This is a genomic window from Sphingobacterium sp. UBA7038 (assembly GCF_002494055.1).
Lineage (GTDB): Bacteria > Bacteroidota > Bacteroidia > Sphingobacteriales > Sphingobacteriaceae > Sphingobacterium > Sphingobacterium multivorum.
In genome coordinates this window covers 1-21872 of sequence record NZ_DLAV01000017.1, presented here as the reverse complement: position 1 = coordinate 21872, position 21872 = coordinate 1, and the positions used below count along the sequence as shown (strand labels likewise).

General features: G+C 34.9%; 21 protein-coding genes. 1 reads left to right on the top strand and 20 read right to left on the bottom strand.

The window, feature by feature from the left end; genetic code table 11:
• Positions 1-59: 59 nt before the first annotated feature.
• The 20 genes from B3H30_RS12305 to B3H30_RS12210 all read right to left on the bottom strand — a co-directional run bounded on the left by B3H30_RS12305 (position 60) and on the right by B3H30_RS12210 (position 21048).
• Positions 60-1169, bottom strand: coding sequence for a glycosyltransferase (locus tag B3H30_RS12305; RefSeq protein ID WP_286834167.1), 1110 nt, complete (start codon positions 1167-1169; stop codon positions 60-62).
• Entirely contained in the window at positions 1166-2170 is a 1005-nt protein-coding gene (locus tag B3H30_RS12300) for an acyltransferase family protein (protein WP_286834164.1), read from the bottom strand. The genes B3H30_RS12305 and B3H30_RS12300 overlap by 4 nt, the downstream gene beginning before the upstream one ends.
• A 2-nt stretch (positions 2171-2172) precedes the next feature.
• Complete coding sequence (locus B3H30_RS12295; protein WP_286710479.1) at positions 2173-3252, bottom strand: glycosyltransferase family 4 protein; 1080 nt, start codon at positions 3250-3252, stop codon at positions 2173-2175.
• An 8-nt stretch (positions 3253-3260) separates the two neighbouring features.
• The gene (locus B3H30_RS12290; protein ID WP_286834161.1) at positions 3261-4385 is read right to left on the bottom strand and encodes a glycosyltransferase family 4 protein; all 1125 of its coding nucleotides are present in this window, start codon (positions 4383-4385) and stop codon (positions 3261-3263) included.
• The gene (locus tag B3H30_RS12285) at positions 4382-5662 is read right to left on the bottom strand and encodes a hypothetical protein (RefSeq protein ID WP_286834159.1); all 1281 of its coding nucleotides are present in this window, start codon (positions 5660-5662) and stop codon (positions 4382-4384) included. Before B3H30_RS12285 ends, B3H30_RS12290 begins: the two co-directional genes overlap by 4 nt.
• 16 nt (positions 5663-5678) lie before the next feature.
• Positions 5679-6674, bottom strand: a complete 996-nt coding sequence (locus B3H30_RS12280) for a glycosyltransferase family 32 protein (RefSeq protein WP_286834157.1) — start codon at positions 6672-6674, stop codon at positions 5679-5681.
• Position 6675: 1 nt separating this feature from the next.
• On the bottom strand, positions 6676-7503 hold the full coding sequence (locus B3H30_RS12275; protein ID WP_286834155.1) for a capsular polysaccharide synthesis protein: 828 nt from the start codon (positions 7501-7503) through the stop codon (positions 6676-6678).
• Positions 7504-7674: 171 nt separating this feature from the next.
• Positions 7675-8673, bottom strand: coding sequence for a hypothetical protein (locus tag B3H30_RS12270; RefSeq protein ID WP_286834153.1), 999 nt, complete (start codon positions 8671-8673; stop codon positions 7675-7677).
• Positions 8663-9694: a glycosyltransferase family 2 protein gene (locus B3H30_RS12265; RefSeq protein WP_286834151.1), complete on the bottom strand. Its 1032-nt coding sequence runs from the start codon at positions 9692-9694 to the stop codon at positions 8663-8665. The genes B3H30_RS12270 and B3H30_RS12265 overlap by 11 nt, the downstream gene beginning before the upstream one ends.
• Positions 9684-10730, bottom strand: a complete 1047-nt coding sequence (locus B3H30_RS12260) for a glycosyltransferase family 2 protein (protein ID WP_286834150.1) — start codon at positions 10728-10730, stop codon at positions 9684-9686. Before B3H30_RS12260 ends, B3H30_RS12265 begins: the two co-directional genes overlap by 11 nt.
• Before the next feature lie 3 nt (positions 10731-10733).
• Complete coding sequence (locus tag B3H30_RS12255) at positions 10734-11711, bottom strand: glycosyltransferase family 2 protein (RefSeq protein WP_286834148.1); 978 nt, start codon at positions 11709-11711, stop codon at positions 10734-10736.
• 21 nt (positions 11712-11732) lie between these two features.
• Complete coding sequence (locus tag B3H30_RS12250; protein ID WP_286834146.1) at positions 11733-12638, bottom strand: glycosyltransferase; 906 nt, start codon at positions 12636-12638, stop codon at positions 11733-11735.
• Between the two features lie 36 nt (positions 12639-12674).
• Positions 12675-13673, bottom strand: coding sequence for a glycosyltransferase family 2 protein (locus B3H30_RS12245; RefSeq protein WP_286834143.1), 999 nt, complete (start codon positions 13671-13673; stop codon positions 12675-12677).
• A complete protein-coding gene (locus B3H30_RS12240; RefSeq protein ID WP_286834140.1) occupies positions 13655-14647 on the bottom strand; it encodes a glycosyltransferase family 2 protein in 993 nt (330 codons plus the stop codon). The genes B3H30_RS12245 and B3H30_RS12240 overlap by 19 nt, the downstream gene beginning before the upstream one ends.
• Positions 14648-14650: 3 nt before the next feature.
• Positions 14651-15442, bottom strand: coding sequence for a glycosyltransferase family 2 protein (locus tag B3H30_RS12235; RefSeq protein ID WP_286834138.1), 792 nt, complete (start codon positions 15440-15442; stop codon positions 14651-14653).
• A gap of 246 nt (positions 15443-15688) precedes the next feature.
• Positions 15689-16942 (bottom strand): ABC transporter ATP-binding protein, encoded by a 1254-nt coding sequence (locus tag B3H30_RS12230; RefSeq protein ID WP_286834135.1) that lies wholly within the window; start codon positions 16940-16942, stop codon positions 15689-15691.
• 20 nt (positions 16943-16962) lie between these two features.
• A complete protein-coding gene (locus tag B3H30_RS12225) occupies positions 16963-17835 on the bottom strand; it encodes an ABC transporter permease (RefSeq protein WP_286710493.1) in 873 nt (290 codons plus the stop codon).
• Positions 17836-17850: 15 nt separating this feature from the next.
• Entirely contained in the window at positions 17851-18810 is a 960-nt protein-coding gene (locus B3H30_RS12220; protein ID WP_286834134.1) for an NAD-dependent epimerase/dehydratase family protein, read from the bottom strand.
• A gap of 17 nt (positions 18811-18827) precedes the next feature.
• Positions 18828-19970: an MraY family glycosyltransferase gene (locus B3H30_RS12215; RefSeq protein ID WP_286710495.1), complete on the bottom strand. Its 1143-nt coding sequence runs from the start codon at positions 19968-19970 to the stop codon at positions 18828-18830.
• A gap of 175 nt (positions 19971-20145) precedes the next feature.
• Positions 20146-21048: a DUF5106 domain-containing protein gene (locus tag B3H30_RS12210; protein ID WP_286834133.1), complete on the bottom strand. Its 903-nt coding sequence runs from the start codon at positions 21046-21048 to the stop codon at positions 20146-20148.
• Positions 21049-21599: 551 nt separating this feature from the next.
• On the opposite strand from B3H30_RS12210, the gene B3H30_RS12205 reads away from it, so the two are divergent.
• The gene (locus B3H30_RS12205; protein ID WP_286834132.1) at positions 21600-21764 is read left to right on the top strand and encodes a hypothetical protein; all 165 of its coding nucleotides are present in this window, start codon (positions 21600-21602) and stop codon (positions 21762-21764) included.
• The last annotated feature ends 108 nt before the right edge of the window (positions 21765-21872 follow it).

The window sequence follows — 21872 nt, the reverse complement described above, 5'->3', positions numbered from 1 at the left end:
ATAAACTAAAGAATAAAACACTTCTCGTAGGACAAAAATAACCATTAGAAAAGTATTCTTCAAATTGTATGGTATAATTGTAAACATTTATCTACCATTATCGTTCTTGTAAAATTTGACTCAAAGCGTTTTTTGCTCCCCGCAGCTAATTTATCGTACAAGCCCTCTTCATTGAAGAGTCTATTTACAGCAGCTGCAATGGCTTGATCATCAGTGATCGGTATGGTTAAACCTGATTCTTCATGCTGATTTACCCAGCTTACGCCTGACCCCGGTATTTCTGTGGAGATAAGAGGTTTATGACAAGACATGGCCTCGAGCTGAACAATTGCAAAAGCTTCAGTTTTTAGCACAGAGCTTAAACAAAATACATCACAAGCCGCGAAGTAGTTTGGAAGATCATCGCCCGAGACATAACCAATCAGGGATACTTTATGTTGTAATTTTAAAGTGGTAATCAATATGCTGAGCTCATCATGAAGCGGGCCTTTGCCTCCAATGATGAGGTGGTAATCGTCAGCTAATTGTGCCATGGCTTTGATCAAATATTGATATCCTTTATACTCGACCAGCCGTCCCTGTGAAAGAATTATTTTTTTATTAGGGTAGCGTTGTCTGATTTTTGCCACTTTATCCGGAATAGATACAATGGGCGTTATTCCTATGGGGATATAGCCAATTTTATTTTTTACATGGTTTAAGAAAGGAGATTCCTGAACGTAAACGGGACTTGTTCCAACAATTTTGTCGGCACGTTTTATCAACCAATTTTGCAAAGGTCTATAAAGCTGTAACAATCGTTTTTGTTTGACAATATCGGAATGCCAGTGTAAGACAACTTTTCCCTTGTATCCCGATAGAAAGAGCGCCAGTGCAGCCATAGGATCGGGATGATGAATATGTATAATATCATAGTTTTTGGCTATTTTGCGCAGCTTGGTGATCATGCTTGGTGCAAGCATTGTTGCGGCAGCCTTTATTTTCGTAGGTACTATGATTACACGGCCGAAATTATTCAACTGAATTGTTTCAGCAGGATGATTTTCTGTTGAAGCGCATAGCATATCGCACTGTATGTGCTGTTCTGATAAGCCCACTGTCAGATCGAACATGACTTTTTCGACACCACCCCTGATCGGGTAAAATTTTCCAATTTGTAATATTTTCATAGTTTGGTTTGCGAACGATTTAGAAGGCGATGTAAAAGATCGGAACTGATTATAGTCAGTAAGAAAATACCAAAAATGTATAGATAATCCGATCCGATGTAAATATGTTGTCCTCTCAGCAAGTAAATCCAAAGACCGTGGAGCAAGTATACTTCATAAGAAATTTTTCCCAGATAGGTAAAGATCTTTCCTCCATTCCAATTCAAGAAACTGAGTAGGTTGACGATTAAAGCCGGAATAATAAAGTAAACGATGGAAAATAAGATTTCAATTTTTGTCTGGACCAGTAGATATATAACACCACAAGCGATTGGGGTAAGTATAAAGTGAATCCATTTTTTGTGGGTAAAAGTAATGATGTGCTGTTCATTATATCGGTAAATTAATCCCGAGAGAAAAGCCATGGAAGAAACCCACCATGCACGCTCGTAATCAGTTGTTAAAATAATCAGCATATAACCTATTGCGAGGAGGCTCATGAACAGTATCTTATATGGTAAAGTAATATTTTTCCAACGAAAAGAAATAAAAAAGAAGGTATAAAAGATAATAATTGAATAGGCGAACCATGAAAATGGCAATGGCGTAATGCCTTTATTGATCAGACCGTACAGTTGGCCAGTCTCGAAACTACCTCTGTCGAAATATTGTAAGGTGAGGTAAATTACGGTAACAATAAAAAGAGGTTCACATACCCGCCAAAGTCGCTTTTTTAGAAAGCCTTTTAAGTATTGGGCGCCTTTTTTTAAATAAGAAGCCATTAAACCATATCCGGAAATAAACAAGAAAATAGAAACAACAGGCGCGCCCCAATTGCTCGCAAAGGCGACTATGGGAGTTGACACGTGAAAATTTAGGTGATAGCAGATAATGAGAAGACAGGAAATACCTTTCAATTTTTGAGAAATTTCATTATTGAAAGGCTGGTACACCTCTTTGTAAAACGAAGTAAACAGGGAAAGACTGTAAAGAATTATGATAAGGAGCGCAAAGGAAATCATGATTATCGGATATATTGTATTAAACGGATTAATTTTTTTCCACTATTTTCCCATGAATAGCTATTTGCCCTATCGTAACCTTTTTCGATCAATTCTGTATCAACATTTTCTAATGCTATATTAATTTTGCTGGCAATATCATAGGCATCCGTGGGATTGGCATAAGATACAGTGTTTGCATATATTTCTTTGAATACAGGTATATCTGATACGATCACAGGGCAACGAAAAAGCATGGCTTCAAGGGGTGGAATTCCAAAGCCTTCATATAAAGAAGGATAGATAAAACAAGCGGCATGCTGGTAGTATTGAGCAAGCTGCTGATCTGTCAGTCTTCCAAGCCAACGAATCTGAGCTTCTCCTTTCGTTGTTTCTTGGACATTTTTAAACGAGTAAATTGTATTTTGTGCGCCTATTATACAGAGGTCTATTTTTTTATTCTTTAAGAGAAAAAAAGCTTCTATTAATTTTTCAAAATTTTTTCGGGGGTCCATGGACGAAACCGCTAAAATATAGGGGGGGATCTGTGGTCTAGGGTATAGATTTCTGTTTAATTGCAGGAAGATACTAGGCAATGCGTTGTATATTACATGGATACGAGATGGTTCGATTCCCAATAAGCGTTGGATTTCAGTTTTAGAGAACTCACTAACCGTGAGTATTGCTTTTGAGGTTTTGGCTGCCCAGGGGGTTAAACTATTGTAAAGCCAACGGTAGGATTTTGTGTACCATTTGGGGTTGTACATGAATGCGAGATCATGAATCGTCATTATTTTTTGAGAAATAAGGATAGGACCGATTCCCGTGAAGTTGATTAAGAGGTAAGGATTTTTTTGAAATATAAAGAAAAGGGGGAGTAGTAGCTGTTCCCAGATATGAGAAGGCCCATTTGACCAGTATTTTATGTTCCAATCTTTTATATCATAGTCGTTATGAATATTTTTTTTGGGGCATATTATGGTAAATGCTATTCCTGCTGTTAACAATGCTTGGCATAACTCATAAGCAAAGCGATTTACCCCTGTAGGGGCTTGCAACAGAAAACGGCCATTAATAAAAATATTTTTTTTTTGTGGTTGCATTCTATTTTTTAGCTTTCTGATTCAAAAAGTTTTATCCATTTATGCATTACGAAATCAGGCTGAAATTCTTTGACTTTGTGTAATGCTTCTCGACTCATCGACGTTCGTAGCGATTCCTGCGCTATTACTAACTGTAAATTTTCAGCAAGTTGGTCGACATCTCCCGGGGCTACCAAGAAACCATTTTTGCCATGCTCAATGAGATCTCTTGGGCCACATTTGCAGGCAAACGCGACAATGGGAAGTCCCATAGACATAGCTTCCAGGAGTACCATCGGTAAACCTTCATAGCGGGAAGACAACGCCAAAATGGTCGTATTTTGATAGACTTGATCAATATCTTTTGTGGCTGGCATGAGTTTGATCTTATCCCGTAGATTTAGGTCATCAATCTGAGCTTGATAAGCTGCTTTGAGTGCGCCATCACCATAGATAAAGAGCTCCCAATCTGGATATTTTGCTGCGACTTTTTGCCAGGCATAAATTAGGAGATCAAAGCCTTTTTGGAAATCATATCGACCAATAGCAGTGACACGTTTGATACTTAAGGTGCTAGGGGAGGTATGCAAAGGCGTTACGGCATTTGGTATAACCTCAATGTTGTGCAATTTTCCCCAGTCGGCACGATCTTCCGATGTCAAAACAACAAACTTATCATAGCGTTTTACAAGTTTATAATCCAGGTGAGTCAACCAGAGATCTGCGAGTCTAAACAGACCTTTGCGTTGATAGAGCAATCTTTTATATCGGCTAAAATGAATTTCGAGAAACTTTCGACTATGGTCTTTTAACTTCCATAAAAAAGAGACATCATTGCCATACATTGATATTGTAATATCAGGTTTAATCTGCATTAGTACAGCTTCGAGGGCGTTACGATGTTTTCTTTGTTTTGCGGGATAATGCCGTATTTTATTGATAAAGCTTTGATCGTTATTTTGTTGATAGTTTATCTTTAGATCAATTTGTTGAATACGGTGATCCAGGGGATAAAAAGGTGGTTTGTCCATTTGGTCTGAAGTGACAATACAGACTTCATAACCATGCTCTACCAAGAAATTGGCTTTGTTGGCCAAGACGCGCTCCATCCCCCCTGAGTTGAAGGTGCCATTGATACAATAGACTATTTTCATGTCAGGATCTCCTTCTTCTCGGGGTCTATACAGTAAAAGAGGGCATAGATCAAGAATAAATCTGTGGGTACTTTATACCAGATCACAAATGTTAAACAGAGCAGCATTAGGAAGAAAAAGGAATAACTTGGGAATTTTAGTGTACAGGCAATAGCGTTGTATACAAAAAATAGCGAAAAGATGACCATACCGACGAGTCCGCTGTAGAATATAAAGCGTACATACCCCGGGTCAGGGCCAAAGTGAGCCCAGCTTCCCCTGCCGATAATCCAAGTTTTGGTATCTTCGGGCCATACCCACATATTGTTATTTAATTTGTCGGTAGAGTCTGTCTTGAAGGTACCTGTTTCATACCAATTGAAAAATCCTTCAAAACCATAGCGAAGAAGCTTATAGACATAATCGTTGGTTTGATAAAGATAAATTATAACAGAAGCTCCCACAATCAGTACGACCATTAACCTGATCAGCATAAAGACGGAATATCTGTTTACGTGGATTTTAATAAGATTAGAAGTATGTAAGAAAGTGACCAGCCCAGTGACTGTCCCAATAATCGTGGTTCTAGAAATCATATTTCCGACAATACTGATAAACAAAAATGCTAACCAATACAGATAAGAGCCCCAGTTTTTTTGTTTTAGCAATTCATTTTTGCCCATTAGGAATCCCATCGCTAACAGTACAATGGAAAAGCGAGTTCCAGCGGGGTCTAATGCGGCACCAATGCCGTATAGTCTTTTTACTTCATTGAGAAATTTGACATCAGCAATTGTGTCTTGGGAAATGTATGTGTCCACAATGTTTTTTACAGCCGGTACATTGTCTATGACCAAGGCTAATATACATTGTACAACACATACAAAAGCCAAGTAATTGATGACAAGTGGTATATCAACTTTTTTATGAAAAAATCTTATAATGATGAAAGTACTATAGGCAGCACTCAACCATGTAGCAAATGAGGCTATGTAAGATGCATAAGCATAATCTGAAGTATGGTTAATATCACAAGAAATAAATCCTGCCAAGCCAAAAATAAAAGCAATTGTAGCTGCATAAAAAACATCCTTATCCAACGCAATAGTGCGATTTTGTATACAGCGATAGGCCACAAAAATAAATCCTATTGCGGCTAAACCTATCTTGGTATTGAAACTTTTGGGAAGAAAAGTGAATCCGAATGGAAAAAAATAGCAGCTGACTGTAATTGCAATAAAGAGTATAGCAAACCACGAGACTTGGAGCCTATTGCTTATTTGATCATTTTTAAACATATATTGAATTTACTCATTAAATAGTTTTTTGTGAATCTGTTTGCAGAAAATTTTTATTTGAATAATATTTGTTTAATGCTTTCCCGATTATGCTATTGGGGTTTATCAATCCTTTATCTTGGAATTCTTGTATTTTAATGCGGTCAAAACCAGTTATTTTAACAATAGGGTTAATTTTTTTTGGAGACTTGTAGATCATGAGCAGTTTATGGAACAGGTTTCCTTGGGGTTTTTTATGCCCTAAATAATAAAAATAGGAATATCCTATTTTTTCAATATCGAAGAAGTCTATCTTTACTGCTTCATGTAACTTTCTATGGATGATCTGTCCTGATACATAGGCCATCAAATAATCTAATGTAGGCAACTTTTGCACTATTTTCGAGAAATTTTCTACTGAGTTTTCATTATAATAATTTCGTGGTTGATCGCTTTTAAGACATTTTTCAAAATCAATAGCCCATTCCCTAATGAAGATATTATTTTTCTCGGAAGCGATAAACCAATTTTCGAAAATAGGGAATTTTTCATCAATAGTATGGATTGGATGCTTAAATAATATAATTTTAGCTTCATTGAGCCCCCAATTATTAAATATATTATCTAAAGAATCAAAAGTTAATATCGATGCATCCATCCATACACCACCATACTTACTTAACAGCTTAAGTCTGAGTAGATCTGCAAAAGCTTGTATACCACATTTCTTAAACGAAATATCCAAAGAATCGATGTACGAGGAGTACTTTTGTTCATTTAATAAATTAACTTCGTAATTAGGATTAAGTTCTTTTAGTTGCTGTATGCACATGTCTATGAGTGGAGGCAGTTCATTTGAATCCCAATATAGCCAGATGATCTTTGGTATGTTGCTATTTGTTTTATTCCAATTTTCAGCAGAAGCTTTTTTTTGCGATTTGAAGCTTTTGACTTTCCTAAATTGTAAAAGGCTAAAAATAAGCTTTTCACGGAAGTTTATGCGATTATTTTTGAGATAAGTTAAGATTTGCATGTTATTTTGATTCGTTTATCCAATAATTGAAATAGGAATCTGTTCCATTCGTATTAGTCAATGGGAATTTTTCTTTGTAAGTTGTTTTAAACAGTCCAGCATTGTCAGAGTTTACCTTATTTATACCTTCTTGAATATTCATTTTAAAAGCATCGTTTAGCGTATTTGTATTTGCATTTGTTTTTTTTAAGCTTTCAACATAAACTCTAAATAGATTGTTACGCTTTAGAAGGATTGCAAATAAATAATCTATCATCAGATAATCTATCATTTTTGATTCATGTCTCCAGTATTCCATATAGAAACTATACATGTAACTTGATAAGAGTGCATTTCTTTTTGTTGCATGCAAAAAAGACGTCCAATTGTCATCGAGATACTTAAAAAGAATTGAAACCTTATATAGCTTATATAATTTTTGATCACTTCTGAGCGAAAAGAAGCTCTCAAAAAAAAAAGATTCAGGGAGTGGCTTTGTGAGGTATATCGTTGCATCTACCCAGCATCCCCCATATTCTTTCAATAAAGCTGCTCTGATCAAATCTGAGAAGTGTGTCAATGTAATGATGTTTTTCTCTAATTTTTCATAAATATAGCTTGGAAATTTTACATAACTTGCTAAGTTGTCTTTGTCTATTACAGTAATCTGTTTTTCTGGATTCTGTTCTATTACAGTATTAACACATTTCTTGACCAGTAGAGGAGCTGATTCAAGACCTTGCCACCAGAATATCCAAATGTTGTTATGCTGAACGTCTATTTGGTGCTTTTCTTCCAACTCAAAATAGGGATCTATTGTCTTCTTGTAGACAAATTCGATGTACTTCATTTTACATTGAATTTCAAAGAAATCAGCTATTTGAAAAAGTAAGTAAAAATAATGGAACAAAAAATTGTTTCTGCGTAATTCATAACGTATTTTTCCGAAAATTCTTGAAGGTATCCAAAATAGTACTTTTCCTATAGCTCTTTTCATGATGGTTTTGTTTTTTATGGAAGATTACTTAAAAATAGTGCTTGTAAATCTTTTCCAGTACACAGAACATGTGAAATATTTAAAAAAGCGCCATCTTAATTTCCAATTGTTTTTGGATTTTCTTTGATAAAGGAATTGTTTTCCTGAGATTTTATTGAAGTTTCCAGTTACAATAGCTTCGACATCTTCCGCTAATTGAGATTTAAAGTTTGTGTACCAGGTGTTTACAGTCCTTTGTTTTTCTTTAAGCTTTATTGGATCACTTAGCAGTTCATTCATTTGTCTAGCGACATCTTCCCAATTTTCTCCAACAATAAATGGATGATCTCCATAGAGGTATTTATAGCAATCCTCTCCTAAGAATTTTATAGACACCGGAATACATCCCCACTCTAAGGCGTCCATCGTTCTATTACATTCGAAATATATGTTTCCGGCGGGGCTAGGAACGAAGATTGAATTCTTATAATACGATATTACATCCTCGGGCGTTTTATTATCAGGATCCATCCAGCCTTTCGATTGGAAGTGAAAATATGGGCCAACTGATTTTAATTGTTCATACATGATTGTTCTATCACCTTTTAAGCTTCCAAAAAATGACCATACATAAAAACGTTGGTTGAGAAAATCGATTTGTTTCTTTGAAACATTAAGGAATTCAGACTGAAATGCTAAAGGGACACTAAAGACATTATTTCTAGTGATGTTGGGATTCCATCCTCCCGACCTTAATACCGCTTTGGCTTTTTTATAATAGCCTGTTAAGTGGTTGAGACTTTCGTTAGAACAATGAAGAAGAACATACTCATCTAATTTGTTTAAGTATTTTTCAAATGAAGGGGATATTCTTAAATAATTAGAGGAGTAAACAACTATAGCGTTTTCTTTCACAAGTTGCAAACATCCTTTATCAAAAAAATTCTGATGAGTTAGTTTTGAAAAAATCACATCTTCATTGAAAGCGAATTCAAAATCTGTTTCAGAACCTTCACTTGTTTGGTAAATTATATTATGAAGCATTAGACTTTCTTTTATTTTCGATTTTACGCTTTATGATAGTAAAAGTTGAGTTGGGATATTTAATGAAAGCAAACAACAGCGCTTTACCTCTCGTGAGACCACTATTCTGAGTAGCTATTTTTAAATAAATATTAGCGAAGTATTTTTTAATGACCTTTCGATAGATTTTTTGTTCAGTATATTCAATCTTACTATTTAGTGCAATTAATTTATTTTTCCAAGCTTCTATTTTTTCAAAAAGATGATGACTCACTTTTGACCATTCTCCAATCTCTATCTTTGCATGTAATTCGAGATTATCTACATCGATGGGAATGTTGCGACTGTTTTGCTTATACATTTGTTGCAATAATTGCATCATTTTGGTCTTATTATTTTCGCTCATATTACCTTCATGAATTCGATACTTTATCGTGTATTCAGGAAGATTGGCTGCATTAAACTTTTGTAAAGCTCGTATCCAAAGTTCATAATCTTCAATTAATTCCATTTCTTCTCGGTATCCTCCTAAAGCATTGATGACCTTTGTCCGCATTAGCACAGAAGACTGAAGAAAAGGGCAAGCAAATAAAGAACTGATCTTTATCCAAATAGGATCAGTTTCATAATTCCATTTTCGTTGAAATTCACCTTTATTGTTGATTGTAATAACTTGCGTACCACAAATGTCGATATTTTCATTTTTATCTAAATGCTCTACTAGTCGTAGGAAGTGATGTGGCAAAAGTACGTCGTCGGAATCTACCCTAGCGAAATATGGTGTATCAACGAGAGAGATTCCAAAGTTCATTGTTTTGGCAACTTTCATGTTATTGGGGTTCTGGATGCCAAGAATCCTAGCATCTTTATTGGACCACTCTTGTATGATCTCCCAGGTGTTATCAGTACTCGCGTCATCAATAACGATTAGTCTCCAGTTTTTAAACTGTTGCTCCGAAATACTTTGCAGTGTTTCATGAATAAATCTAGCTGCGTTAAAGGCAGGCATTACAATCGTTAAACCTATCGATTTATCCTCCATGGTTGATACCTTTCTTTTTCCAACATAAGAGTGCCTTTACCAAAAATTTTCTTTTATATTTCCAGTCTAAAAATTTTACGATGGATCTTTTATTAAATAAAAATTTCACTATCATATTTAAGCTATATTGGTAGCAATTTTCGTGTAAATATACAACATACCAATACCAGGCAGCACTTTTTTCTAGATAATGTTGATGATATCTTTGATTTATTTTATTTTGATTTACAAAAGTCATTAGGAGCAGGTCCATTTCTTTTAGATCTCCTATAGTTACATTAGTTTTTTGCAAAAGCATATTGAAGCTTCTCATCCAATAGATACTTTGAAGGCTATTATTATTCCAAAAGTCACCTAATATTTTGCTTCGGATAAGATTCATTGTATTGTATTGTTGAACATTGAATTTCATGGATACGTTGTTTCCATGCATTCTATATTTCAGTAGGATCTCTTCGAGATTTGCGACTTTCCCATATTGACTCAATTCATACCAGAAGAAATAGTCTTCTGCATGTGGATATTCGTTTTGATAACGGAGATTATGTTTTTTAATGATGTCATTTCGGAAAATTGCACTTGGATGATTAATAGCCGTGTCAAATACTAATTTGGCTTTGATTTTATCATCGTTTCCTCCTCTGAAATCTTTAAAACTGTAAGTTTGTGAGAATTTGATGATACTACTACCACATAAGACTGTTTCGGGATTTTTTTCCATGTAGTTATATTGTAGTTCCAAGCGGTTATTGAATGCGATATCATCGGCATCCATACGTGCAATATATTTTCCCTGACAATATTCCAAGCCTCGGTTTAAGGTTTCGATAATTCCAAGATTCTTTTCGTTTTTGAAATACCGTAGTCTTTGATCGTTTTGTTCAAAAATGATTTTAGCCGTATCATCAGTACTACCATCATCAACAATAATTAGTTCAAAATCTTGAAAGGTTTGTTGCCAAATACTGTCAAGTGCTTCCTGTAGAAATATAGCTCCATTATAAATGGGCATTAGGATAGAGATTTTTGCCGGCATGTTTTAAGTTAAATTTATTTTACTTCCCATTTCTTTAAAATGGCTCTCCCAGTTATTGCTCCAAGTGATCCACGAGTCGATTTCATTTTTTGATAAATATGGTGTCAAAAAGGAGGATAAATAATCGATCGGAAAATCTTCAGGAAAATTTTTAAGCGGGTCAAATTTTCCTTCTAGCCAGGCATTATTCCATATTGTATTACATTGGTCCATACTAAAACCTAATTTCTCTTTGTTACCTGTGGCAGATGAACGAAAAGTAGTATTTAGCATTTCATGCAACGACCGACCTATCTGTTTACTACGATCTTTTCTGAACCAAGTAGCCGCATTCCCTAATTGGATCATTTCCTCGATACGGTCTTGCTTTTCGGGCCAGATGTTTAAGTAGAATTCTTTGCTAAATATTTGTCCACCGACGTCATATATGGAATAAAGTGGAACGAAATAATTTTGAGGCATTATTCTAAGTAAAATACAAATGCTATGCAAGAAATATTTGTTTTTCACTAACAATTCATATCGGAGCGGCAATTTTACATCCATAAGCCCTAAGTTCTTCTCAACTTCCGTATACTTGCCGCTTATCATTTTATCGTTTGCCCACCATCTCAGTTTAAAAAAAGATATGTCATTTTTTTTGCATATATTTTCTATGGATAGCAGGTCAGTTTCTTGATTCATCCATATATCATCTTCAATTAGTAAGAAATAATCAGATAATTTACTAATTTCAGATCTCCAGAATTGAGTTGGTGCATTCATTTTTTCTCTTTCTCCGGATGACTTTTTGTCATAAAAAGGTGAAAAAATAAGATCAATATTTAGATATTTTTCTTGTAATTTATCTAAATATTTCTTGGGTGTACCATCATCTAGAATGATGATACGGTGTTTACTAATATCCACATAGTTATATATACTATGTAGCACTCTGTCTAGTAAATATGCCCTGTTAAATGACTTAATAACGATATCCATTTTTAAAAGCTAAGTTTTTTATTACCATTTTGCAAATAACCGGCATTTTCTGATGATGTAAGTATGGCGATAAATAGCCGATCCTGGTATTACTAGGTCTTTAAATAACTCTTTTTTATTCTTATAAAGGAAGCAAAAAAGATTCCAATCAAATTTGTTTGGACTATGCTTTTGGTATAATATACTCAATTTATTTCCGATTAATTGATCTATTTCGTTTAAGTAATCAATTTTTAAAAATCTATTTATTGCAATTCGTACACCTGGTGTTACGTTCTCCCATTGTTTTTCTACATCAGAAAAGTATACACTTTCATCATGTTTTCGATATGCCATCAATTTATCTTGGACATATTTCGTCTTTCCAGCTACTGCGACGTTTGCATTGATCCACCAGTCGTAATAGATATCATCTGGTATTGGGAGAATTTTTGAAAGGAGATCTTTCTTGAAAAATAGAACATGTCCCGTTAAGCGATTAAAAATGAATATAATTCCTAAACCTTTTCCTTCATAAGGTTTCCAAAATGGTAAACTATTTTTTGTTTCTGTTTGACCGAGCGTATCTTCGCTGTGATGAAATAGCATGACATCAGGATAGCGGTTAGATTGTTTCTCTAAAGTTTCTAATTTATTTGCGTACCAGATGTCGTCTTGATCGGAGATTGCAATATAGTCGCCTGTAGCTTTAGATAGAACAAAATCGAAATTCTTATTTAGACCTAAGTTTTTATCTTGCCTGTAACATTCTATTAGTAGTGGATATTTTTGTTTCCATTGCATAATAATTGACCAAGTGCTATCCTTAGAGTTATCATCACTAATAACGATTTGATCTGGCTTTCTGCTTTGATTGACAATGGATTCTAACTGACTCTCAAGATATTTCTCTCCATTATATGTACAAATTGTGACACTTATTTTCATCTTTTTTTGCTAAAAAATAATTTTACGATGGCTTTATTATTTCAAGAGTTTTAATCGATATAAAAAATACAGAACCGAGGGATATTTTTTTAAAATTTTCAGAAAGATTGCGCTTTTATTTTTTTGTAAAATTTTTAGAGCGTTCAAATTTGTTTCTGGAATACTTTTACCCCAAGTTTTATGGATTTGCATCAATTGTTTAAAATTATTTGTTCTCACAAAGCACTCTCGACTAAGCCGCATTGTCAAAACTGTTCTGAAATTTACGAAATCGAGGTATAAATTTTCATTTTTGAATGGATACAGTTTATCTTCAACTTCATTCAATGCTGATACAACGTTAATTAATTGTGGATGTATAGTTTGGGTTATGCTTCCTTCCCTCAAAATGTATCTATAGATGAAGATGTGATCGAAGCTTGCTACAGATGAAATTTGATTTAAAATTTGCGGCATTATTATGGCATCTTCCCACACGGAACCCTCTTTAAAGTTCAGTGTATTGAATAAATCTCTATGAAATAAAAATTGCCATATATATGCCCCAATCTGACCATTGTATAGTAATTTTAGAAAGTCTTGATTGTGAATTATGGTATCCAGTTCACCCTGGCCTCTCCATTGTTGCAAATTATCTTCCCCAATATTTGTGTATGAAGCGTTGAAAAAAAACAATTTTTGTTCAGGATGATTGCGAATAATTTCCATGAAATTATGCAATGTATTGTTCTCAATTATATCATCGCTGTCTGCAAAATATAAATAATCTCCGGAAGCTTTTTCTATTCCTGAGTTACGAGCTGCTGAAAGACCTTTATTTTTTTCATGATAAACTATTTTGTAGGATATATTGCTGCCTTTCAATATAGTTTGTGCAATTTCAATTGAATTGTCTCCACCGCAATCGTCAATAAGAATCACTTCAAAATTCTGCTTGTTTTTTTGGTCAATTATCGAGGAGATGAATTTTGAAATATAAGATTGTACTCGGTAGACCGGTACTATAATCGATATTATTATTTGTTTTTCTTCCATATTGACTTTGGATAAAATTTGAGCCTTAGAAGCCAAATAATGCTGCGCAATTTTTTCTGTAACAGCAGATTCTTGAATTGATGCTGAATTAAATTCCGTTGAAATATTTTATAAATAGGCTGAATTTCTTCAAAAGTTACATTCTTGCTATTTAAAATATTTGATATTATATTGTAGCTGCAAATAAATTGAAATCTAGTAAGATATTCACTCCCAATATCCTGTCGATTCAATTTGATAAAATTGACGGATTGTGTGATAGCAAGAGACAGATTTTCAAAATTTTTGACATTAACTTTAGCTGTTGTAGCAGAAGAAGGGCGAATTTGATAGTGGTAAAGACTCGTTTGATCTGCCAGATAAAAAATATTTTGAGCCTTAGCATATACCATTGGAAGCACCACTGTGTCTTCCATAAAATTACAACCTTTAGGGAAATTTATCGTTTTGAACAATACTTTTCTAAACATGCATTTCCAGAGAAATGATCGTTCTCTATCCAATAATAAGTTTTCTAAAGCCTGTTTAGAAGTCACTTTTCCTGTAGGAAGACTATTATTAGCGTATTCATTTACGGTATTAAGGCATGGGCTTTGTGTGGTAATGTCGTATTTGCAAACAGAAATATCAACCGATTCATCAACAAATGGTACATGCAATTTTTCTAGAAAATTAGATGATACGATATCATCAGCATCAACGAAGACTATGTATTTACCATTTGCATAACTAATACCAGTATTTCTGTTGTAAGAAATACCCATATTAATGGGATTGTCAATTATCTTGAAGTTTATCTTGTTTTGATGAGACAGTAAACTTTCAGCATACTCATTTGATCTATCTAGTGAGTTGTCATTTATCAAGATAATTTCAAAATTATCAATAGATTGTTGTAGCAGAGAGTTTAAAGTATCTGCTATATACCTCTCTACATTATAAAATGGAATAATAACACTGATTAGTTCTTCCATGTTTTAACTAAATTTATTTCTCAATTTTAAGTAGGCTTTGATAGGTCTAGAGCGTGAGAAATTATTATATTTAGCTTGAATTTTGAGTAAATTATCAAAGCTTGAAGCGAACAGCTCGGCATAATCTTTCATCAAGACATTTAATCGTTCTAGAATAATAATGGATTTATTTTCTGGAAGCGAGCTAAAGCCATCAAAATTATAGTTTGACACGATAACAGGAGCGTGTTTTAGGGAAGCATTATTTTTAATGATAGCGTCAATAAAAAATTTCCAATCTGCACATATTTTAAGTGTTTCGTCGTATGGGAAGCTCAGATTGTTTAGCATTGAATTTTTAATAAAGGATGCTTGATGTGGTAGAGTATCTTTCACGAAGAAATCAAAATTAATGATTTCTTTGCTATAGTCTTTTGTCCAGCTATAATCTTTTCCAACATAATTTATATTTGCATAGCATATATCCACGGACGAGGTTAAATGGGGAACAATGTCTTTCAAAACATTTTTATTATATAAGGTATCTCCTGAATTTAGATATAAAAGATATTCACCCTTTGCTTTACGTGTCCCCTTATTCATCGCATGGTAAATGCCATTGTCCGCCTCGCTTACGGAATATGTAAGATAAGTTTTATGTTCATAGATGACATCTTTGCTCCCATCATTTGAATTACCATCGATAATAATGAACTCATAATTGTCGTAAGATTGTACAATAACACTCTTTATGGTGTCCAACAAACCTATTTTGTTATTGTAATTTATTGTTATTATTGAAATCTTGGGTTCCATAATGAAATATTAACTTGCCTAAGTCTTATGTTGATTTGATGCTACTATAACAAGCATTTTAATAATTTTAGAATCTTTAAATAGTAATAAATTTCTCATTCTTTCAACCAAATAATGAATTTAAAATTTAAAAGGTTACTTTATCGCACGCTCCGTATATTACTATATAATATTTTCTAAATTAGTTTTGTATAAGTTTTTTAGTATATTTCAGTTAAATATGTGAATTTTCTAAACTTCGAGTTGTTATTCCAAGATAATCAATCCTCTTTCCTTGTAATTTAATGGATTTCCATTTATGGTGTTTATGCCTGCAATATTTAATTCTAATTTTGAGCTAAACTTATAAATGTATTCAACATTTGGATGCGTTAGTGCTATTTCAACTAAAAACAGTCCAGAGGTGAGATTGTCTGGTATTTTGATGTTGTGCGTAATCGCTTGTATTCCCGTAGTAAAGGTGTTTAATTCTCCTTTTAAATGAGCAGGACTATAAAATGCCAAAGGGTTCTCGTTGAGATCCAAGAGGTTTAATTCGAGTGCTACAGGTCTTTCAACGAAATTTTCAAACTCAATTTTAATTTCTAAAAAATCACCAGCTTTAATTTCGAGCTGGGATTTAATGGAGCCGTTAAAAGTGATGCTTCTCAAAATGACACCATTTATATTGTCTTGTTTGTAAACGAATATTTCTGATTGATTTGATAAATTGGAGATATTGTAACGCTCGATTACCTTGGTAATATCTCCCTGCATGTTAAGCGTTCCATTTTCCATGAAAATACCTGTTTTGCAGAGACTTTTCACAGCTGTCATATTATGACTAACAAACAAGACCGTCCTTCCTTCACCCTTAGAGACATCGCCCATTTTTCCGAGGCATTTTTTCTGAAATTCGGCATCGCCAACGGCAAGTACTTCATCCACAATTAAAATCTCAGACTCCAAATGTGCAGCAACTGCAAAAGCAAGCCTCACATACATGCCCGACGAGTAACGCTTCACAGGGGTATCGATATAGCGCTCTACTCCAGCAAAATCAACAATTTCGTCAAACTTGCGCTTAATCTCCCGTCTGGTCATCCCTAAAATAGCACCATTAAGATAGATGTTTTCACGACCTGTCATCTCGGGATGAAAACCTGTGCCCACTTCCAATAGAGAAGCAATACGACCTTTTACCTTAATTTCGCCAAGTGTGGGCTTTGTGACTTTAGATAGCAGTTTCAATAAGGTCGATTTGCCAGCACCGTTGCGGCCAATAATACCTACGGCATCTCCCTGCTCAATTTGAAAATTAATATCCCGTAATGCCCAAACGTAATCGGAATCGCCCGATTTTGTCCGGTCATTGGACTCGCCAATTTTTAAATAGGGATCCTCTTTGCCGCGGACTTTATGCCACCAACGATTGAGATCGTGACTGATAGTACCTGTACCCACTTGTCCCAATCGGTATTGTTTCGATAAATTGTCTACTTCAAGTGCTATATTCTTCATTCTATTTTGAGCAAGCTTCTTTAAATGGTGTCCATAAATCCTTTTTGTACCCGGTTGAATACCAGTGTTCCAATGGCTAATAATATAGCGATAACCACAGCGGAATAAAGCATCATATAGCCGTTGAAATCGCCTACGCCTAGATAGGCATATCGAAAGCATTCGACAATAGCGGTAAGTGGATTTAACTCGATATAGGTACGGTATTGTGCGGATATGCTGGAAACGGGGTAAATGATTGGTGTTGCATACATAAATAGTTGTACGCCAAAGGTTAACAGCATGGTCATATCCTTATATTTCGTTGTCATACTGGAGAAAATCATACCCACACCAAGGGCAAAGGATGCCATCAGTACGATTAATATTGGGGTAAATAGGATCCATATATTGGGATGCAACTGACCTAGAAAACTATAATAGATCACGATAGCGATAAATAACGAGAATTGTACGCCAAATTGCATTAAGTTTGAGGTCACAATGGCCAAAGGCATTACCAACCGTGGAAAGTAAACTTTTCCGAAAATGGTGGCATTGACGGTAAATACGGTCGCTGTCTGATTGAGGCTAGTGGAAAAGTAATTCCATAGCACGACACCGGATAGATAAAATGCAATCTGTGGTGATCCGTCTGTAGAGAGCCCTGCGATATTACCAAACACTAACGTGTACATGAGTGTGGTAAAGATTGGATTAACAAAAAACCAAATCGGACCTAGTACAGTTTGCTTGAAATAGGTCACAAAGTCGCGCTTTACCAATAATAATAATAAATCACGGTAACGCCATACTTCACGTAGGTTTAAACTCAACAAACTACTCTGCGGTTCGATAATTTCGGTCCAATAACCGCGTTCTATCTTTTGATCTTCTTGTTTTATATCTTCCATCGGAAAAAGGATACGCTACTTCTTAAATTCTTCTTTTAACATGATACCCAAACCCTCCTCTAAAGTAAAAGGGGGGACAAAGCCTGTGCTCATAGCTTTTGTTGAATCATACTTTGTCACTGCACAAAACTTTTTGACACGAACTGAACTAATGTTTAATTTTTTGCGTGTTATAAACGCTAATACATCAAAGCAATAACCGCCCATCATGCCCAGCCAATAGGGGATCCTGGTGGTGGGGATGGATTTACCAAGAATATTTCCCGTATGATAAACGAGATCATTGGTCGTGAAATCGGGCTTGTCTACATAATTAAAAACCTGATAGCCTGAAGGCTGATGCAAAATCAGATAGTGTATAAAGGCGATAATGTTGCCAATATAGCTCATGGATTTTTGATTGTCGCCACCTCCGATCATCATAAATTTACCATTGGCAATCTGATTGAGCAGATTGAAAACATTACCACGATTGCCTTCTCCAAAAATCACTGTGGGACGTACAATATTAATATTCCAATCAGCGTGTTTTTGATGCCATAGCTGGAGTACCTGTTCGGCCTCCCATTTACTCTTACCATAGTGGTTGAATGGATCTGCAGGGAAGGTCTCGTCGGGGTTGTTTTTGTCTAAACCATATACGGCTACTGAGCTGGTGAAAATAAGTCGTTTAACTGCATTTGACTCCATCGCTTCCAACGTATTACGCATACCTTGTACATTGACATCGTAATAGAGCGATACTGGCGACACATCGTCACGATGCTCCGCAGCCAAAAGAACGACTAAATCTACCCCTTCCAAATGTTGTTTCAATGCTGAAACGTTCATGACGTCGGCAATGACACTGATGGTTGGATGATCGGCGCTGGGGTTTTTGTCTATGTTGATCAGGTTCAGTTCTGGGGATCGTTGTAACAAACGAATAAGTTTTGTACCTACAAAACCAGAACCACCTATTACTGCTATTTTCATTATAATATGGTGTGGTGTTAATCGGTAACTAAATTAGTGCTTTTATTTAATTTTTTTCGTTCTATCTGATTAAAAATATAGTGGAACGCGATCCATAAAAGTACGTCAAAGAAAATAATGACATTGTTACTGATATATTGTACACCAATGATATTAAAAAAACAGAAAAACAGCGCTAGTGCTAAAATAGAAAGCAGCGTAGCACGATGGGATAACCCTGTTCGTAAAAATTTATGATGCAAATGGTTGCGGTCGGGTCTGAATAGTGGCTTTTTTGAATAGATACGAATAGCCATGACGCGTGCAACATCTAAAATAGGGACGATAAGTATTGAAAATGCGACAACAATGGCCCCTTCTGAAAAAGGCTTAATAGCTGAATTATTCATCGCAAAACTGATCGCCAAAAAGGCAACGGTAAAACCGAGTGTGAGGCTGCCTGTGTCGCCCATAAATATACGTCGCTTGCGTTTATATGTTCCAAATACATTGTAATAGAAAAATGGTACAAGTACACCTACGGAGATCGATGCAAATAGTGCATGTAGCCAAGCGCCGTAGTAAATAAATAAGGTACCCAGTACAATGCAGCAAACCATGACAAGTCCCGAACATAATCCGTCGATGCCATCAATCAGATTAATCGCATTAATAACCAAGACAACGGCAAAAATGGTCAGCGGTGCGCCAATCCACATGGGTAAAGGCCCCTGAATAAAAAAGACACCGTACAAATCGTTGATCCAAAGACCAGATAGTGGGAATAAGGAGCCTACGAAAATTTGTACGACCAGCTTCCAACGGGCCAATACGCCTACAAGATCGTCTGCGATACCCACAATAAAAAGCATTAACAGCCCACATAACAGTACATAAAACATGGGAAAAAGCTCCCAGCTTTTGATCTGAAAATCGACAAGACGCAATTTGTATACGATTACAAGTGTCAAAGCTAGCGTAAACACCTGTATAGGGGCGAAGGCCACGCCTCCAAGCCTGGGGATACTGCGCTGGTGTAATTTGCGGGAATCAATAGGGTCGAATAATTTCTTTTTATAGGTGATAAATATGATAAAGGGAATTACAAAATTGCTAAATAGCATGGCAAAAAAGGACGGAACAAATACAATAAATAGCTTGATAAAATAATCGAATTCCATTTAATTTGAGTTTGTAAGTTGACTTTTCATCGTCCTATTTTCACAATAGGCCAGTTGATTTGTTTTTAGTTCTAATGAAATATGGCTAGTATTTATTAAATCTCATATTGATATGCAAATATAATGTATGCAATCGTTTGAGTAAAGATATAAAAATATTTTTGTAGTGTTAAAGCTACATTTTTTCTAAAATTTGTAAAACAAGCTGATAGTCGGGATCTTTTAATAAGATTTTGCCCGCTTTGTCCAGTAAATAGATGGTGGGGTACGCGTGCAGGCTATAGTATTGTTTTTTGATCAATATATCCTCATGATCAAAACCATTGGTCCAGTTAGAGGGGATAAAGCGTTGATATTCCCGCCACAGTTTTTTATCTCCTAGGGGGTCAATTGCGATAACATTTAAATGCTTGGAAGAAATTAGCTTGTTGAGGAGACTCGATGATTTAAGCTGATTAAGAATTTCTTTACAGTGGGGGCATGTCGGATCATAAAAAAGCAGCATGTTTACGTTGCCTTCTTTGTCTGATAACCGCTCGATTTGGCCCTGAGAAGTAAGGTAGCTAAAATCTGTTATTTGCATGCCGACCTGGTTTTTCTTGATCATTTCCAATTGTAACTTATAGCGTATACGATCCGTATCGGAATTTGCTTTGGACTGAGATAAATAGGCAAGGACGTACTCGTAGTATTGGTCGTTGCGTACGGGGGAATTGGGGTCTGCCAAGTAATGTTCATATTGACCTTTGAAGAACTCGAATACTTTTTGATTCTGCTCGGCTTGCTTTAGCATCGATTCAATGCCTTCGTTTACTTCGTTTAGGGGGTGCTTGGGGAGCTGGGCAAGAAAATTTACAAATCGTTGTTCAGCAATATTAGGGTTTTTAATGGCGATGGTGTCTGTGAAAGGATAGTCATTCCAGTATGACTTGATAGTAATGTTGTTTGTCTGAAATTCTACTGAATCCCTTGGTTTAACATGTTCCCTTTGCTTGGCACCTTTTCGGTGGCATCCAGCTAATGTAAGCAATAAAAGGAGCTGTGTTATTATAGTACTGTATTTCTTGAAAGAAGTCATTTCTATATCTGTATTACTAATATGTTACTACCGGTAACCGCATTTGTTATAGACGAATATAAGGAATTGTTGAGTAAAAACTGTGTCTTATACTGTATTAAATATTTTTTAAATAAAAAATGTAACTTTTTTTTATGATTTATACTTTTAGGTAGTTGCATATGAAATTTATTTTTTACGGTTATTTTTTTGGTTTTAAAATGTTTTAATAGTTTAAATATTTTTTTTTATTTTTTTTTGTGATATTATTCGTTTGGACGATTTTATTTTGGAATTTCTTATTTTTTGTGTATTGTCTTTGTGAAAAGCTGTATTGTTAGTTATTATGTTGTTTTTTTTGTGTTATTATCTTATTAGTTATTTGTTTTTGCAACTGATGTGGCAACATGTTTTAAAGGTGTGGTAATGTTGTTTTGTTAAAATTTATTTTTATAATACATTTATTGTTGTTTAATTAGAATATATTATAAATAAGTATTTAAAATTCAAGCCGTAATTACACGTTATTAATAAGTATTGGTGCTCACTAATCCACTTATAAAATGAAAAAAATGAAAAGAGAAAAGTATATCGCCCCCATTTTGGAAATGGAGTTGGTAAATACACAAGAAGGTATCGCAGCTGGATCTGCCTTAGTAACAGGTGGTACTGTGAATGGTCAGTATAATCCCGATATCGAATCCTATGGTGCGGAACTGCCTGGAGGCTCTTATTAGGGGGATTTCTAAAACTAATTATAAGTTCATTTCAATGTTAATTAATTATGAAGATATTATTTTATAAGGATAATAGCATATTTGCTGTTCATATGTGTCCTAAATAAA